Source organism: Paenibacillus sp. FSL H8-0548, from assembly GCF_038630985.1.
Taxonomy (GTDB): Bacteria; Bacillota; Bacilli; order Paenibacillales; family Paenibacillaceae; genus Pristimantibacillus.
In genome coordinates this window covers 752,935-769,769 of record NZ_CP152049.1, presented here as the reverse complement: position 1 = coordinate 769,769, position 16,835 = coordinate 752,935, and the positions used below count along the sequence as shown (strand labels likewise).

Sequence of the window (16,835 nt, the reverse complement as noted above, 5' to 3'; positions counted from 1 at the left end):
CCTTTTCTAGCTGTCATGTCCATAAAGCGGCAGTTGAATAACGACGCTAGCACCGCCCGTCATACGATTGGAGAATGAAATACTGGCTTGACCTTTATATAGCAGGGAAAGCCGCTGCTGCACATTCCAAATGCCAATATGCTCCCCCTCCTCATTCGTTATTTTTCTGCCTACGTTCAGCTCGCTTAATATCTCTTCAGGAAACCCAACCCCCGTATCCTCTATTACCGCGCGCATATAAGGCCGTCCGCCTTCATCCAGCAGATCAATTCGAATAATAATTTCAATAGGCCCATCAAGCGTCATCGCGTATTTAACGGTATTTTCTACAAAGGACTGGATGAATAGCGGCGGCACACTCGTATCGAGCATAAAGTCCGGTACCTCAATCCGTCCGCTAAGACTATTCGGATAACGCAGCTCCTGAATGCGAATATAATTGCGGGTATGATCGAGCTCCTGCCTGAGCTGAACGAAGCTTAGATTTGAACGGAACATATAACGGAAATAATTAACTAGACATAAAGACAGCTCTTGAATAAGCTCATAGTTTTTGGTCTGGGCCAGACTGTACATAATATTTAACGAATTCATAAAGAAATGAGGGTTAATCTGGAGCTGCAAATGCTGCAGCTCTGCCCTCTGCTTGCTTTGCTGCTCTTCATAGACGTTGACATGAAGCTGTTGAATTTGGGCCATCATCGTATTGAATGTTTCATTTACAATTTGGAATTCATCCACACCAGCTGATTGATTAATCCGCACATCAAGATTTCCTTCTTTAATACGCTTCATAACTTGCAATATGCGATTAAGCGGAAGGAGAATCATTTTACGAAGAAGCAATGTTCCAACAGGCAAAATAATAAGCGAGCAAATGGAAACAAACAAAATAATTTTTCGCAAATACGGCAAGTTTTCCAATATCTTCTCATCAGGAATAATAGCAAGCAAGTTGAAGTTGCCTTTGCTGGATTCGGCACCAACGACCATATAGCGATCACTTTTCCCCGTTAAATAATAGTTATTCAGATCACGATTCAAATCAATGCCATTTTCCGCAATAAAGGCAGCCTCTGAGAGTGGAAGCCCTTGATCTGTCGTTAATAGCGATCTTCCTTTTTCACCAAGATCAATTAAGCCAAGCGCCCCAACGATCCGATTGGTATTAATCCAGCTTCCAATATAACTATCGCCAGACTGGAAAATATGAAATAAATAATAGGTTCCGTTAATTCCCTTCACATACCAGCTTTTGCTGCCGATTGAATTTCCATCCGGGCCGTCACGCAATATCTCTATTAAATAATCTTGGATAGCCGCTCTTTCATCGAAGGTTCCTACCTGACGAAAAGCGCTTACATAATCTTGCCTGCTCACGGAGTATACAAAGAAGGCATCTATGGTTTTGAAAAGTGGAATTTTCTCTGCTAACTTGCTAAATAAACTAAGCTTGGCCATTCGATACTCCTGATCGGGTACCGGCAGCCCCATAACTAGCAAATCCGTATCAATAGCGACTAAACTGTTCAAATATTGATCGACGTCCTCCAGGCTTTTATTAATCTGATCCATGTATAGGATCAACATGTTTTTATTCGAGCTTGCCACCTGATTACGCACAACATTAATGGAATAGAAGCTGTTATACAGCAGTAATGCGATTAATGGCAGGGTAACAGCTAAGACGCTAATCGCTAGTCTGGAACGTATGGAGCGCCAGGACCATTTTTTGAAAAACCCATTCATTAAGCACGCCTCCCTATTTCCCCTATTATACAGCAAAGAAGACAGGCTGTTCGATTCCCCCGTCTTCTTTGGCATAACCCGCTGCAAGCAAAAAGCCTATCCAACCTTTGTCATTCTAACCGCAGCATAAGAGGTGCCCGGCAGCTCAATTCGGAATGATCCCTCATACTTGCCAGGCTGCTTCTTAATCGTCATATTCCACGTATCGATGACCTCGACCTCATATGAAACGCCTGGCTTCATACTGAAATGTCGATACATCGGCTGGTTCAATCCGTAATAAAACAAATAGTATTGATCCTTAATGCCCGCTGACGGGGCATCCCACTCAGACTTCAGCGGGTTCAGCCCGCCTTCGGGCCCTGACTCCATAATCGTTCGCAGAAATGCAATTCGCTGCGAGCTCTCGCCGTGCAGCTTGCCGCCTTTGGACCACCATAGCACATCATCCGGGTCCAAGTAGGTTTCTCCGTGACCGACGTATCCCCCGCGAATGGCCCCCTCCCAGAACCGGCGCACCATTTCCTGACCGGTAATATTGCCCCAGCCCATATCAATATTGCCTTCATAGGCACACTCGTCAATAACGATCGGCTTATTCCATTCAAGACGCCATTCTGTCGTATTTTCCGCTGTACGATATACATCGATTCGTTGAACGCTGCAATGGGTAATCCAAGATCGCTTATAATCATAAAATGCGAAGCAGTTATGGATGGATATGAGGTGGTTATAGGGATCATTTTCGGTAACGATAGCTGCGATGCGCTCCCAATCGGACTCCTCCTTCGCCCACATCAGATCGTACTCGTTCGCAAGCGACCACCATATATGACGATAAGCGGAGAGGCGGGCAACGATATAACGCAAGTAACGATCGTCTGCAGAACGCATCATCTCGGAGAAGCCCCAGCGATCATAAGCATGAAATAAAATGAGATCTGCTTCAATGCCCAGCTCGCCCAGCTCGGCGATTCTATTCTCCAAATGCCTGAAATATGCAGGATTAAACCTCGTATAATCCCAGCCCTGCGCGAGCGAGCCCTCATAGGGATATAACTCAGGCTCATTTTCATTGAATTGGTACGACTTAGGAAACACGCACATCCGCAGCTTGTTGAACGGTGACGCGCTTAACGTATTCAAGGTTTGTGTTTCCAGCTTCTCCCCTTGATGCGACCATGCATAGCAGGTGGTTCCAATTGGAATATACGCCATGCCGTTCTCATAGGCAAAATGAAACGTATCCTTCACACGAACCGGACCGTTGTTGCCAGCACTAGGCTGGATGCAGATAAAGCCTCCAGCAATTCCATGTAATGAACGTGCATTGCTGATCGTTTCGTAGCGCCATTCACCCTCATGCTCAGGCATGAACCGGATGCGGTATATCCCTTCGCCATCATAGAAGCCGCTGACTTGAACGGAGCGCTCTTCACATGTAAAGACGGCGCTAATAGCGACATCTACAAACGGGTTGCCGTGATTTGGCCCCTTAAGCAATATCTCGAATATGCCCCACTTCTCCGCCCAATCAGGTGCCTTCGTATAGGCCGAGCCCATAGATACGAGATCACTTTCATAGTCAGCTGACTGTCTTGGCTCTTCATCCCGTACAGCCTCGTCTTCAATTAGCGCAAGCTCCTTTAGAATGCTGCTGAGCAGCTCCGCTGGCCATATCCATGCCTCGTTGGACACGGCGAGCTGCGGCAGCGTTCTCATTTTCATAAACGATAAATACGGTGATTTTTCCAGCTCTGGAACATGCTTCAGCAGCACTTTTCGTGCCGACTCATTCGCCCAAATATGACCAATTTTCGTCTGATCGTTAAATGCTGGCATGCCTGCTTTCCTCCCGTTTATTCATATTTATAAGCTTCAATCATCAAAGCAGATGCGCTTCTCTTCACGGATATTTTGTACGCTGACTCATCACCGTTCAGCACACGCCCTCTAATCCATTGATCGTCCTCGAATACGCCCTCTTCGATGCGAATATATCCAACCTTGGCGCTCTCGCCTATTTTTGGAAGCACCTCGACAGAGAATCCAATGCCAGCCAAAATAAATTGATTGTCCGAAAGCTCTATGACCAGCCCTCCCGAAATCGGTTTCCCCTCAACCGGCTGCTTATAGCTTAGCTTAAGATCATAGTGAGTAAAGCTGAGAATACATCCGCTATCCTGATTTTGCAGGAAGCCCTTCATCTTGCCTGTTCCGCGGTACTGATGAATAATACCGAGCATATTCCCAAGCAGCTTGTAGCTTTCCGCCAGATAGGGTCCTGTACCATTCAAATGAAAGGCTGACATATTAATGTTTAATGCTGTTAGTACATTCGGATCAAATATCGTATCCGAGTTAGGGTCAATCGGAGCGAGAAAGGCTTCAATTCCAAATGGAGCAAAGCACAGCGCGTTATGCTGCCCAATCGCATAGAACACGTTGGTTGCTGACACGATATCTCTTCTTGCCTCCGGAATGAATAGCGGATTTCCGCTCGCCGTATACTCCTCACAAATCTCCGCAAAATTCGGCAAATAAATATCAGGCGCATACAAGCAGATCGTAGGTGCCGCAGCCTTCCACACCTTCATCACTTTGGCAATTGGCCCTCCGCTCGGATATGAGCCTGCTCGCCAAGGATACTGCTCTAACCAAGCATTTACGAACATCGGCAAAGGATATACCTCTGCACCTGCCTTGGCGATCTGTTCCACCGCAGAGGCGTAATGATACGCCATAAAATATTCGCCTGCTTCTTCGCCAAACACCTCGCTCCAATTGCCGCTTTTACCGTATATATCGCCTATCGTATTTGGTACAGGCTTTGAAAATTGCTGATTTGCCTCATTAGAATAATCTCTATCACTATTTAAGAAGCCCATTTCATTCTCGATCTGAATCATAATAACAGTATGCTGCTCACCATCAATTTCCTTCAAATAAGCCATAAGCGCCTTAAAAGCGGCCCTATCAGCTTTAACTGCTGCTTGGCACAATGGCGATATCGTATCTGTCGTTATTTGCCCAAGGTAGCACGCTCTAAAGTAAGTAAGACCATCTTTCTTCACCCAGCCTGGAACATAAGATGATTTCCCATTTTTCCACAAGCCGAACCATAAGAGCACCAAACGAACATTTTCAGATCTTGCCTGCTTAATAATGCCCTCAACTAGAGTAAAATCAAATTGACCTTGCTTCGGCTCAATCAATTCCCAGAAGACCGGAATAATTACTGTATTCAAATGCAATCCCCTCAGATGAGGCCATACATTCTGTTCCATGTAGCTCAAGCTTGAAGAGCTGGAATTGTGAAGCTCCCCACTCAAAGCGATAAATGGCTTATCATCCACATATAATGTGTGCACACCGTTCTCTTCTGCCAAATAAGGCAACTGCTTCATCTGTTTCATTGAATATCCCCCTGCCGCATGATGAACTGGCACGCTATCGCAATCAGTTCAAATTAGAGTACTTTTATCCATATTAAACCCTGCTAGTTTCTATCACTGCCCTTGATCCGACTCTTAGCTGCTGTTTTACCGACTTTTTTCGCCGCTATGCGTGCTGTGTTCATCAAAATAGCAGGTCCAATAACAAATGAGGCTGTCTTTCGCATAAGGCCATTGACCAAGGGCGAACAACCATGATGAGATCGAATGAGTGGCGGGAGATGGGCAGTTCGTGCGGATAAGAGCACATAGGTGCTTAATGTCACTAAGTGGCAGGCAGTCGGGGACAATAAGCACATATATGTGCTTATGAGGTGAAATTAGTGGCGGAAGGCGGCCTTTTCGTGCGGATAAGAACACATAGGTGCTTAAAGTCACTAAGCGGCAGGCAGTCGGGGACGATAAGCACATATATGTGCTTATGAGGTGGAATTAGTGGCGGAAGGCGGCCTTTTCGTGCGGATAAGATTTCTTACGAGCTGGCCATCGGTCTTGACGCAGACACCAAGCATGATCTGGATGATGTCGATTCGCTTTGCAGCCGATTGCTTATCGTACAGCAGCAGCATCTCTTCAACGATCACACTCATCCTTATGCTAAAATTATAAAATAGGATAGATTGACCATCTAATAACCATTCGAAAAGAATCAAATTCCCGCAGCCCAACCTAAAGAGGAGGAGCACTCTTGAATAAATATTTTCTTACCGATCTTGATGGAACGCTGCTGAGATCCGATGCTGCTTTATCCGACTACACGATACGGATCATTTGTGACGCTTTGAATAAAGGCATCGTCATCAGCTATGCAACTGCACGAAGCTATATTAGCTCACATAAAATTGTTTCTATCATACCTTGGAAGCATCCTATTATTTTGTACAATGGCGCAGCTATCTACGATCCGCTGACTAAGACATTTATAGGCGGCCGATGGCTCGATATGGAAACAACCAATCAAGTGATAGAGTTGGGAAGAAAGCATCGTCTGTCTCCTTTTTTGTTCGCTTTGGACCAAGAGGACAACGAACGAGTACTTCACGAGCCGCTCACCAGAGATGGGGATTTGCAATTTTTCAAAAGCCGGCCTAACGATCCACGCTTCAATGAGCTAGCCTGCTTGGAATGTCCTGCAACGATACGTACGCTTATCATTACCTATATTGGGCGGTTGGAGGAGCTGGAGCCTCTTCGGGGTGATGTCATTCAGCAATTCGGCGAGCATGTGCATGTTCACCTTATGAAGGACAATTATATTGAGGATCATTATTTTCTAGAGTTCAGTCACCAGCAGGCGAATAAAAAAGAAGGGCTTAAGCAGTGGGCTGCTCTTACCGGCTGCGAGCTTCATGAAATCACCGTATTTGGTGACAACCTGAATGATATGGGCATGTTTGAAGCCGCTGGAACCAAGGTTGCAGTTGCCAACGCCCATACCCACTTATTAGAGCTTTCGAGCCTTGTCGTAGAGAGCAACGATGGAGATGGTGTAGCTCGTTATATTGCTCGGGCCCTTGATAGCTTATCGGTGAGTCGTACCGATGGCTTCGATCAATGATTTGAACAGGTTGCTCCATTGAGGCATCTAGTTCAACGTGAAAATGAATCCCGAACTTAAAAAATGAAGATTTAGCGAAGCGCGAAGATCGCTTTGGAGAAACGAAGTGTTCGACTTGTCTCGTTGGGTTACTTTAGCTTTCTTTCTCCGGTTCTTAGATTGGGCTTGCTAGCTCGATGGGTTCAGCGCTATAGGATGATGAGGCTACGTTGCAGTTTGTACAACATAATCGACGTTGCTAGCCTAACCAAGGCACGTACACTGTAGTTTGTACAATAGATTACCTATTCTAGAACGATATTCGTTGGTTTGAAGCTCATTCTAGTGCAATAGTACAATGTAGCCGTCTGAAACAGCTCTCATGTGAGGTTTTCATTGTAATAAGTGCAGTGTAGGCACCTTTCCTTAATCTAGCGGAGACTTTAGTGTAATACTAGATCATCAGCAACTGCATTGTTTAGGTATCACTCATTATTAAAAATAAGGTCTTTCTCATCCGCAATACGATCAACTAACCTTATATTTCGAAAATAAGTGCAATGGTGGCCGCTAACATCATTCACCAAAAAAAGAAAAAACGTTCATGCTTAGCTGCGAGTTAGCAGCAAGCATGAACGTTTTATAATTCCAGCCATTATTTCGAATAATAAGTCCGCAGCGCATCCTTGATTCCTAGCTGATTATTGCGAATATCCTTGGCGCTAAAAAAAACATCGCCTTTCACTTCGGTATACTTTTTATTATATTTTAGCTGATTAACAATCTCCTGCGCGCTTTGCCAGCCCGCTTCCTTCGTTCCCAGCTTGTAAGGTGCGTGGCCGATATAGAGATCAACCCCCGTATTCTTCACCTCTTGCGCCCACCAATCAACTAACGTATCGTAACGAGCAGCCGTAAAGGATAAACTCCAATAAATTTGAGGTGTCACGTAATCGATCCACCCGTTCTTGATCCAGGTCCGTACATCTGCATACATATTGTCATAGGCTGTAACGCCCGCCTTAGTATTTGACCCCGTCTTGTCGACTGACTGATTTCTCCACACGCCAAACGGGCTGATTCCATACTCTACCTGTGGCTTAGCCTTATGGATGGATTCACCTAGCTGACGAACAAAAGCATTAATATTGCTGCGGCGCCAGTCTGCCTTTGTTTTTATTTTATCCGTGTTATAGCTCTTAAAGGCTGCATCATCAGCGAACTCCACATTCGACGGATAGAAATAATCATCCAAATGCACACCATCAATTGAATAGCCATTCACAACCTCTAAAATGGTATCGATAATATGCTGGCGCGCCTGCGGAATGCCTGGATTAATGTAGAGCTTGCCGCCTGCATTCACAATCCAATCCGGCTGCTGCTTCACCACATGATTGGCAGCGAGCAGATCTGATTTTGTATCCACGCTTGCTCGGAATGGATTAAACCACGCATGGAATTCCATACCTCGTTTATGCGTCTCCTCGATCATGAAAGCGAGCGGATCATAATTGGGCGCCAAGCCTTGGAAGCCTGACAAATATTTTGACCATGGCACGATTTGGGACGGATATAACGCATCACCTGCAGGACGTACCTGTACGAACACCGCGTTCATACCCATATCCTGCAAATCATCGAGCAGACTGATGTATTCTCCCATTTGCTTAACGGGATTTAGATAGGAGGATTGAGACGGCCAATCCAAATTATACACGGTAGACACCCAAGCCCCGCGAAGCTCCGTTCGTTCCTCCGAGCCTGTACCTGGTGGGATAGGCTCCGGATCTGGCACCTGCACTGGCGGCGAGGTGCTGCCTGGCGTATCATCAATCACAGCGCTCAGCAGCGTAATCGTCTTGTCTGCTTGGTTCCAGTTGACGATTAGACCGAGCTGCTCGCTGACGAACCGAAGCGGTACCATCGTTCTTCCTGCTTTAACCGCAACGGAAGCACCTAGACTAATGCGCGCCCCATCAACTGTCGCAAAGGTGCTGCCGCTGTTCATCGTAATGGTTTTGTTAGCTTTGCCTTTAATCGTAACGAGCCGCTCCGAAGAGCTCCAATTGACACTTGCTCCCAGCTCCTCACTGATCACTCGCAGCGGAACCATCGTTACGTTCGCCTTTGGAACAATATAAGGCGCCACTTCACTTTCAATCGCTTTGCCATTCATAAATATGCGAATATCTGCTGCCTGAGCTGCCTGACTCGTTGGCGCTGCTATCACCATGCAAATAGCTGCAAGCAGCAGCCAGATTGTCCATTTTCTTAATTTCATACTTTCCGATTCTCCTATCCTCATACGATGAAAAAAATGATCTCTAAAAATTAGACGCTACCTAAAGGGCATTGGTTGCGCTTAGCAGCAAAACAGATGTTAAAACCTCGCCTAATGCCAGCAGAGTCTAATTCACAAAAAAACAGCGCGCCTTTCCCGGTCACTATACCGTAAAGGTCGCGCTGTTTTATTTTACAAACGTATTTTTCACTCGCACAGATTTTAGGAAATAAGGAATCCAAATGGCGCAGGTTAAAAATGGACGTACAGCATCACTTATTATGGTACTATCCTCCATCTCGCGAGCAAGCGGGATTTGGTACAGCAATACGGAGTCAATAACGCCAACGATAAAACTTACGCTATAGAAAATAATCATTAAACGAGGAAAAATTGCTTTCTTACGATAAAACTGAATCAGTGAATATACTGAAAACAATATTAACAAGATATTATATACTAGCTCAAAGATAATGGCTGGTCCCCATAAGGCATGATACACCTCCGAGCTTTTTGAAGTAAGAAACTCCCACGTTTCTGGATAAATCGCTGGCAATGAATATTGAAAAAGTAGAACAAACAAGCCTACAATTGAGCCATACAGGCCTATATGTACGAGGACCAGCCAGCCTCCCAGACCGGATATTCCAAGCGGAACTTGATGCTTCTCTCTAACGATTTGTTCCGATGTACCACTTTCCAAAATAAATGTCCTCCTCCGCTATCTTCCAGAAGCACAAAAGACCGGTTCACCTCAACAAAGAGGAGCCGGCCTTCGTAAACCATCAACTAATCGATAAGGTGTTGCATTTGGGGAAGTCAAATAGAGGTGCTTAGCTTTAGCTCGGCACTTTGGTCTGAATCTTTGTTCAAATTCGCATGAATAAAGAACATGAGCAGTGCAGCGAGCGCGGCGAGCGTACCGATGAGAAATACGGGCGCAATCCCCCACCAATCGAAAACATGGCCAAATACCAAAGGACCGATCATTCTTCCGAGATTGGCAAAGCCGCCGGCTAGGCCCATATAGAAAGGAGCATACACACCCGTACGTTCAGAGAAGAAGGTCGGAATGGTAGGCAGGAGCATCATCTCTCCTAGCGTAGCTAAGATCATTCCAATAACTAAATAGAAGTAATAATCATGGAAGATGAGAACGAAGGAAAACGCCGTTACAGTAAAAGCTGCGCTTATCACCATTTGCTTGACGATATCCTGCGCAAACCGCTTTTTGATCCAGCTCGTAAGCGGCTGCCCTGCTAGAATAACCACACCGTTAACCGTCCACAGCAGACTGTAATATTTTAAGTCAAGACCCTTCTCGTCAATATACGGCGCTACGCCGGTCGACCACTGCGTGAAGGATAGCCAAAAAAACATAGAACCGAATGCCAAAAATAGATAGGTTCGAAAATTGCCAAGCAGCTGCTTCCTATTCATTACAACCTGCGGAGCGGCCTTCTTCGGCTTGCTATCCAAAGAGCCATCAATAAGATCGCTTGCTTTGCTTTCCTTCATAAAGTAAAACAAAAATATCGCAAACACCAGAGTAGTCCCGCCCGTCAGCATATAAGTTAGCGAAAACGATATTGAAGCAATTAACCCGCCTACCATAGCTCCAATAGAGAGGCCAAAGTTGTTGCACACATACATGACGTTATACAGCTGGCGTCGATGCTCCTTCCAACGAAAGCCTACGTAAGCATTCATAGAGGGCATAGATATCCCATTGGATACGCCCAGCATACAGACCAGTATCACATACAAGGTCCAACTGTCTGTCAAAGCAATCGCAAACAATGCTGACGCAGATACAAAAAATGCTCCCGTAATCATCGCCTTCGGGCCTACACGGTAATACAGATTTCCACCGATAAACTCGCCAAACACACTAAATAATGCCTGATATAATAAAACAAGTCCTGCCTCACCGTACGATTTACCCATTACATTATGGACATAAATCGTCGTAAGCGGCCACATAATCGCTTTGCCCGTGGAGTTGACGAAGCTCGCCATGAGAAAGAATATCGCATCTCTAGGCAAAGTACTCAGTCCCGCCAGCAGCTTTGGCAGTTGAAGTTTTGCTTGCATGAATGACCACCAGCTTCGATTAATTTTGCCGTTCTCTCCTTATCGTTAAGCATTGATTTTCTTCGGATCCATCGCATCTCTAATGCCATCGCCAATAAAGTTAATAGACAGCACCGCAACAACAATGATCATGCCAGGCGGAATCCACAGCCATGGCTGGCTTTGCAGCGCCGTAATCGACTGCGCAGCATTAAGCATATTGCCCCAGCTCGCCGTGGGTGGCTGCACACCCATGCCCAAAAAGCTAAGCGAGGATTCAGATAGGATAGCCGCAGCCGCTCCGAAGGTCGCATTGACCAAAATCGGCCCCATGCAGTTCGGAAGAATATGGCCGAATATTAGCCGCGGTGTGCTTAAGCCAAGCGTAACGCCAGCCTTTACAAATTCGCTCTCTCGAAGCGTAAGTACACTGCCGCGCACCAGTCTGGCAACGGAAGGCCAGCCCAGCAAAGCAAGTACAATAATAATATTGGATAAGCCTGTCCCTAGTACCGTAACTAATACGAGAATGACCATCAAGCTTGGAAACGACATGAAGATATCAATGATGCGATTAATGACCATATCTACCCATCCGCCCAAATAACCAGCAACAGCTCCCACGATAACTCCAATTACCATGTAGATTACTACCGTTACAACCCCAACCATTAAAGATACCCTTGTTGCATGAATGAGACGGCTGAGCACATCGCGCCCAACCTGGTCCGTTCCCAGCCAATGCGCAGAGGATGGTGAAGCTGAGAAGGCATTGCCAATTAAGTTCGGATCTTGCGGGGCAATCCAAGGCGCAAATATACCGATTAAGACCAGTAGGATAAACGCAACTAGTCCCGCAACCGCCATTTTATGCTTAACAAAACGTTTGGCAATCAGCTTCGCATAGCTGTCCGACTTATAGATAACAGGCTCGGGGCGTATAAACGCCAGCATCGAGTCCGATGCGTTGAGATCCTTTTGCACACTGCCATAAGACATGTACGTTCCCCCTTTCTCCTCTACGGTCCTTAATTATATTTAATACGCGGGTCCACCACAGCATACATCAGATCGGACCATAGGTTGGCTGTCAGCACCACCACTGCTGCGAGCATATTAACGCCCATAAGAAGCGGAAAGTCGCGAGAGAGTATCGCTTGAATCGTGAGCTGTCCCATCCCATTCCATTGGAAAATGCTTTCCGTAATGACTGCTCCACCGATGAGGATAGGGATGTCGAGCCCCGCTATCGTAATAATTGGTATCAGAGCATTTTTGAGCGCATGCTTATTCACAACAATGAACTCGCCTAATCCTTTTGCTCTTGCCGTGCGCAAATAATCTTGACCCAGCACCTCCATCACACTGGAGCGCACATACCGAATCATTCCACCTGCTATTGAGGTACCCAGCGTTATGGTCGGCAGCACCAAATGCTTCACCGTATCCCAAAACCCGCCCTCGCCGCCCATCGTATTCATCCCGCCCGTTGGCAAAACACCTAGCAGAACTCCGAATACATAAATGAGTCCCAGTCCCAAGAAAAAATTCGGAATAGATACGCCCATGAATGAGCCTGCCGACATAATATAATCAAACTTTGTATTTTGCCTAACCGCGCAATAAATACCGATAGGAATAGCGATCAAATAGCCAAATAGAATCGAAGAGCCCATCAATATGAGAGTCGGAACGAATCGCTCCGCTATCATATCCGCAACGGGCTGGAAGGAGCTGAAGGAATGACCGAGATCACCCTGAACGAGCAGAGCCAGCCACTTCACATACCGGATGAAATAAGGATCATTAAGACCGAGCGCCTCGCGGCGAACCTCCTTGTCCTCCTCCGATACGTCCGGATTGACATACATATCAATCGGGTCACCGGGCGTCATATTAATAAGTACAAAGTTTAGAAAGGTTACGCCAAGCAAAATGGGAAGAGCGATCAGTATTCTTCGAATAATGTAGTTAACCATAGGCAGCTCCGATCAAGCCGGCGACGGCATCGTTCTCGAGTGGAAAATGGCAGGCTGCAGCATGACCTGAGCTGCCAATTGACGGTTCATGCTCCTTACACTCCTGCATAGCCATCGGACAGCGGGTATGAAACCTGCATCCGCTTGGCGGTGAAGCTGGACTTGGCACATCACCCTCCAGTACAATACGCGGCTTGCTCCGCAAATGAGGATTAGGGACGGGATAAGCATCCAGCAGCGCCCTTGTATAAGGATGCTTGGGTGATTCAAATAACTCCTTCGCTGTGCCTATCTCCACAATTTTCCCCAGATACATCACCGCAATGCGATCACTCATATATTTGACAGCGCCCAGCCCATGTCCGATAAATAAATAAGTAAGATTGTATTGCTTCTGCAAATCCTTAAGCAGGTTCAAGACCTGCGCTTGAATGGACACATCCAGCGCGGAGACCGGCTCATCACAAACGATGAGCTTCGGCCTAAGAGCAATTGCTCTGGCAATGCCGATTCGCTGCCGCTGTCCGCCCGAAAACTCATGCGGATATTTGCCAAGGCTAGCTACCGGCAAACCAACGACCTCCATCAATTCAGCGGCAAGCCGTATGGCATGTGCTTCGCTCATTCCAAGCAGCAGCTTCACCGGCTCTGTCATGAGATCAATAATCCGTTTGCGCGGATTTAAGGAAGAATAGGGATCTTGAAAGATCATCTGAATGTCGGTGCGAAGCTTGCGCATTTGGGATGACTTTAGCGGCGCTAAATCCTGTCCCTTAAACATAATGCGCCCTTCCGTCAGCTCCTCCAGCTTAATTATGCTTCGCCCAAGCGATGATTTGCCGCATCCTGATTCGCCAACCAGCCCTACCGTCTCGCCCTGATAGACGGAAAGATCAATGCCGTCTACCGCTTTGATATGGCCGACAGTCTTGGACAATATGCCCCTCTTGATGGGATAGTACGTCTTAATCCCTTCCAACTTTAGCAACGGCTCTTCGGACGCGTTATCTACTCGTTTGGTCATCAGCATCTTTATATCCCTTCTTTCCTTTATAATGGTATGGCATTTCGAGCTTCTATGCCGTGCTTAAGCGCTGCGTCATTAGCTAGCCAGCATCGTACATGGTGGCCGCTCTTCACCTCTACGAGCGGCGGCGCATCCCCGCAAATTTCCTGTGCCATCGTGCATCTCGACTGATACCGGCACCCGCTCGGCATATTTTGCAAGGAAGGCACCGTGCCGGGAATGGAGCGCAGCGGCTCATTTCCTGAATCAATATGGGGTATGGAGCCCATCAGACCGACCGTATAGGGATGCTTCGGATGATCGAACAGCTCATACACATTCGCCTCTTCCACCACTTGACCGGCATACATGACGATAATGCGGTCAGCATTTTCGGCAACGACACCCAAATCATGAGTAATGAGCATGACTGACGTGTTCGATTCCGTGCGAATATTGCGAATAAGCTCAAGAATTTGCGCCTGTATCGTAACGTCCAATGCCGTAGTTGGCTCATCTGCAATGAGCAGCTTCGGCCGGCAAGCAAGCGCCATAGCGATCATGACGCGCTGCTTCATTCCTCCGGACAACGTATGCGGATATTGATCCATCATCTGCTCTGCACGCGGAAACCCTACCTTTTTGAGCAGCTCAATGATGAGCTCCCGCGTATCCTTCCGATTAAGGCCCAAATGGATGCGAATCGTTTCAGACAGCTGATTGCCGATCGTATAGACAGGATTCAGTGAAGACATCGGGTCCTGGAACACCATCGCGATATCCCTACCACGAATCGAACCCAGCTCCTTCTCAGGCATCGTCGTCAAATCAGTCCCATTAAAACGAATCGAGCCGCTTTTAATATAGCCGTTGCGCCCCAGCAGCTTCAGTATCGAAAGCGACGTTACACTTTTGCCGCAGCCGGATTCCCCAACGATTCCTAGCGTTTCTCCTTGCCGCAATGAGAAGCTGACATCATCAACAGATATGACCTCCCCGCCCTCCGTACGGAAAGCCGTTCGCAGCTGCCGAACCTCCAAGAGCTGGTCCATGGCGTCTCCCCCCTCTCTCCTATCATTCAATTAACGCGACCAAATATTTACGTCATAATGCATTCCGTCAATTACTCCGCCCTTGCCCTTCACATCCTTGGCAAGCGCCATCAGATTGTATTCCGAGTAAATGGTAACGACTGGAACCTCCTCTTGAATGATTCCTTGCAGCTCCGTATAAATAGCGCGTCGCTTCGTAGCGTCCACCTCATTCATCCCTTGTTGAAACAGCTCATCCACTCGATCATTAAAGAAACGCATATCATTGAGCGCACCTGCTGAGCTGTACACCGTCGACGGCCCATCCGGATCCATTAGACTGGAAGCGCTGCTCAGTACGAGATCGAAATCACCTTTTACAAGATAGGAGACCGTCGTTGGAAAATCATAATTCACTTGCTTCACATTAAGTCCAATCGCTTGCAGGTTTTGCTGAATAATGTTCCCTGCCATCTCACGAGTACGATCACCGGTAGGTACGATAAGCTCGATCGGTTTTTTCAAATCAAAGCCTGAGCTCTTCAATAGTTCCTTGGCCTTTTCAGGATCATAGCTGTAGCTTTTTACATTTTCATCATGGTAGGGATGAGAATTGGAATACGGTCCATCCTGCAGCTCGCCCGCATTTGGCATCAATTGATCTACAATCATGCTGCGGTTTATCGCATAGGCAATTGCCTGGCGTACTTCTTTATCCGGGAAACGCTCCATATTGATTTCAATGGAATTATACCGTCTGGTTTGTGCCTCGCTTGTCGCAACGTTGTCAAAGGTTTTTACCGTTAACCATTCAGCAGCAGGTATATTACCTGTGCCTTGCGCCGCATTCATGTCCAGCTCGCCAGACTGCAGCTGTGCTACGATGTTTGCAGCAGGCATGATTTTGATAAATACTTTAGCAATTTCCGGAGCTCCTCTGTAATATTCCTCATTGGCTGCAAGCTCGACATACGACTTGTTCTCATACTTTACAAACTTATATGAGCCTGAGGTCACATTCGGATTTCTCCAAAATGCACTTTGATTCAACTGCGCAGGATCAACGTCCTTCAATATGTGCTTCGGCACGATCAGAATATCAGAGAAGCGCTCATAGATGAGGTTGGCATCCACTGGACTGCCTGTCGTAATCTCAAGGTGTTTCTCATCAATGACCTTGATAGAGCTGAGCGAGTCAACACCCTCTGGCAGCCTGCCCTTCGCATCAAGCCCGCCTAACGCTTTAATAGAAGTCCGCTGCGTCGTAATCGTCTTCGGATTAGCAATCAAATTGATTGTAAATGCAACATCCTCAGCTGTGACCGGCTGTCCATCCGTCCATTTGGCATCTGGATTAAGCGCAATTCGGAAAGTCTGATTATCATCCGTCTCAAAGGATTCTGCGAGCATCATTTGATAATCCAGCGGTCCGACTGTCTTAACCAGAGAGTCAAATAAGTAGCGGTAAACGAATACGGCGCCGCTTGAGCCGCTTCCATCTGAATCGATAGGATTGAACATTAGAGGAGGATTTGTAATCCCGATAGTTAATTGATTTTTTGTCGTCGTGCTCGTACCCTCGGCAGCCCCTGAGGCACCCCCGTTCTTCTGAGCGGATGTACCGCAGCCTGTAACCAAAATTGCACTAAGTATGGCTATCGCAGTTAGTTTTCCAAATACTCTCCCCATGTTCCTATCCCCTTATCGTATCTAATTTTATT

Annotated in this window: 13 protein-coding genes; 1 reads left to right on the top strand and 12 read right to left on the bottom strand. The window is 46.7% G+C overall.

Annotation, left to right across the window (positions count from 1 at the left end):
* Window positions 1-6 precede the first annotated feature (6 nt).
* The 4 genes from MHI37_RS03350 to MHI37_RS03335 form a co-directional block, all read right to left on the bottom strand.
* A complete protein-coding gene (locus tag MHI37_RS03350; protein ID WP_076335136.1) occupies window positions 7-1,749 on the bottom strand; it encodes a histidine kinase in 1,743 nt (580 codons plus the stop codon).
* 96 nt (window positions 1,750-1,845) lie between these two features.
* Window positions 1,846-3,591 carry a DUF5605 domain-containing protein gene (locus MHI37_RS03345; RefSeq protein WP_076335135.1) on the bottom strand — a complete coding sequence of 582 codons (1,746 nt, stop codon included), beginning with the start codon at window positions 3,589-3,591 and terminating at the stop codon, window positions 1,846-1,848.
* 17 nt (window positions 3,592-3,608) lie between these two features.
* Complete coding sequence (locus MHI37_RS03340) at window positions 3,609-5,165, bottom strand: DUF5597 domain-containing protein (protein WP_083676069.1); 1,557 nt, start codon at window positions 5,163-5,165, stop codon at window positions 3,609-3,611.
* A gap of 458 nt (window positions 5,166-5,623) precedes the next feature.
* Window positions 5,624-5,794 (bottom strand): hypothetical protein, encoded by a 171-nt coding sequence (locus tag MHI37_RS03335; protein ID WP_342556531.1) that lies wholly within the window; start codon window positions 5,792-5,794, stop codon window positions 5,624-5,626.
* A gap of 98 nt (window positions 5,795-5,892) precedes the next feature.
* Between MHI37_RS03335 and MHI37_RS03330 the strand changes: the two genes are divergently transcribed.
* A complete protein-coding gene (locus MHI37_RS03330) occupies window positions 5,893-6,762 on the top strand; it encodes an HAD family hydrolase (RefSeq protein WP_076335133.1) in 870 nt (289 codons plus the stop codon).
* Window positions 6,763-7,396: 634 nt separating this feature from the next.
* Here MHI37_RS03330 and MHI37_RS03325 read toward each other — a convergent pair.
* The 8 genes from MHI37_RS03325 to MHI37_RS03290 form a co-directional block, all read right to left on the bottom strand.
* A complete protein-coding gene (locus MHI37_RS03325) occupies window positions 7,397-9,025 on the bottom strand; it encodes a family 10 glycosylhydrolase (protein WP_076335132.1) in 1,629 nt (542 codons plus the stop codon).
* Between the two features lie 187 nt (window positions 9,026-9,212).
* On the bottom strand, window positions 9,213-9,728 hold the full coding sequence (locus MHI37_RS03320; RefSeq protein ID WP_076335131.1) for a DUF2569 domain-containing protein: 516 nt from the start codon (window positions 9,726-9,728) through the stop codon (window positions 9,213-9,215).
* A gap of 116 nt (window positions 9,729-9,844) precedes the next feature.
* Window positions 9,845-11,119: an MFS transporter gene (locus MHI37_RS03315; RefSeq protein WP_076335130.1), complete on the bottom strand. Its 1,275-nt coding sequence runs from the start codon at window positions 11,117-11,119 to the stop codon at window positions 9,845-9,847.
* Between the two features lie 45 nt (window positions 11,120-11,164).
* Window positions 11,165-12,052, bottom strand: coding sequence for an oligopeptide ABC transporter permease (opp4C, locus tag MHI37_RS03310; protein WP_144023602.1), 888 nt, complete (start codon window positions 12,050-12,052; stop codon window positions 11,165-11,167).
* 74 nt (window positions 12,053-12,126) lie between these two features.
* On the bottom strand, window positions 12,127-13,077 hold the full coding sequence (locus tag MHI37_RS03305; protein WP_076335128.1) for an ABC transporter permease: 951 nt from the start codon (window positions 13,075-13,077) through the stop codon (window positions 12,127-12,129).
* Window positions 13,070-14,107 (bottom strand): ABC transporter ATP-binding protein, encoded by a 1,038-nt coding sequence (locus MHI37_RS03300; RefSeq protein ID WP_076335127.1) that lies wholly within the window; start codon window positions 14,105-14,107, stop codon window positions 13,070-13,072. Before MHI37_RS03300 ends, MHI37_RS03305 begins: the two co-directional genes overlap by 8 nt.
* A 20-nt stretch (window positions 14,108-14,127) precedes the next feature.
* Complete coding sequence (locus tag MHI37_RS03295) at window positions 14,128-15,135, bottom strand: ABC transporter ATP-binding protein (RefSeq protein WP_076335126.1); 1,008 nt, start codon at window positions 15,133-15,135, stop codon at window positions 14,128-14,130.
* A 30-nt stretch (window positions 15,136-15,165) separates the two neighbouring features.
* Window positions 15,166-16,803, bottom strand: a complete 1,638-nt coding sequence (locus MHI37_RS03290; RefSeq protein WP_076335125.1) for an ABC transporter substrate-binding protein — start codon at window positions 16,801-16,803, stop codon at window positions 15,166-15,168.
* Window positions 16,804-16,835: the final 32 nt, after the last annotated feature.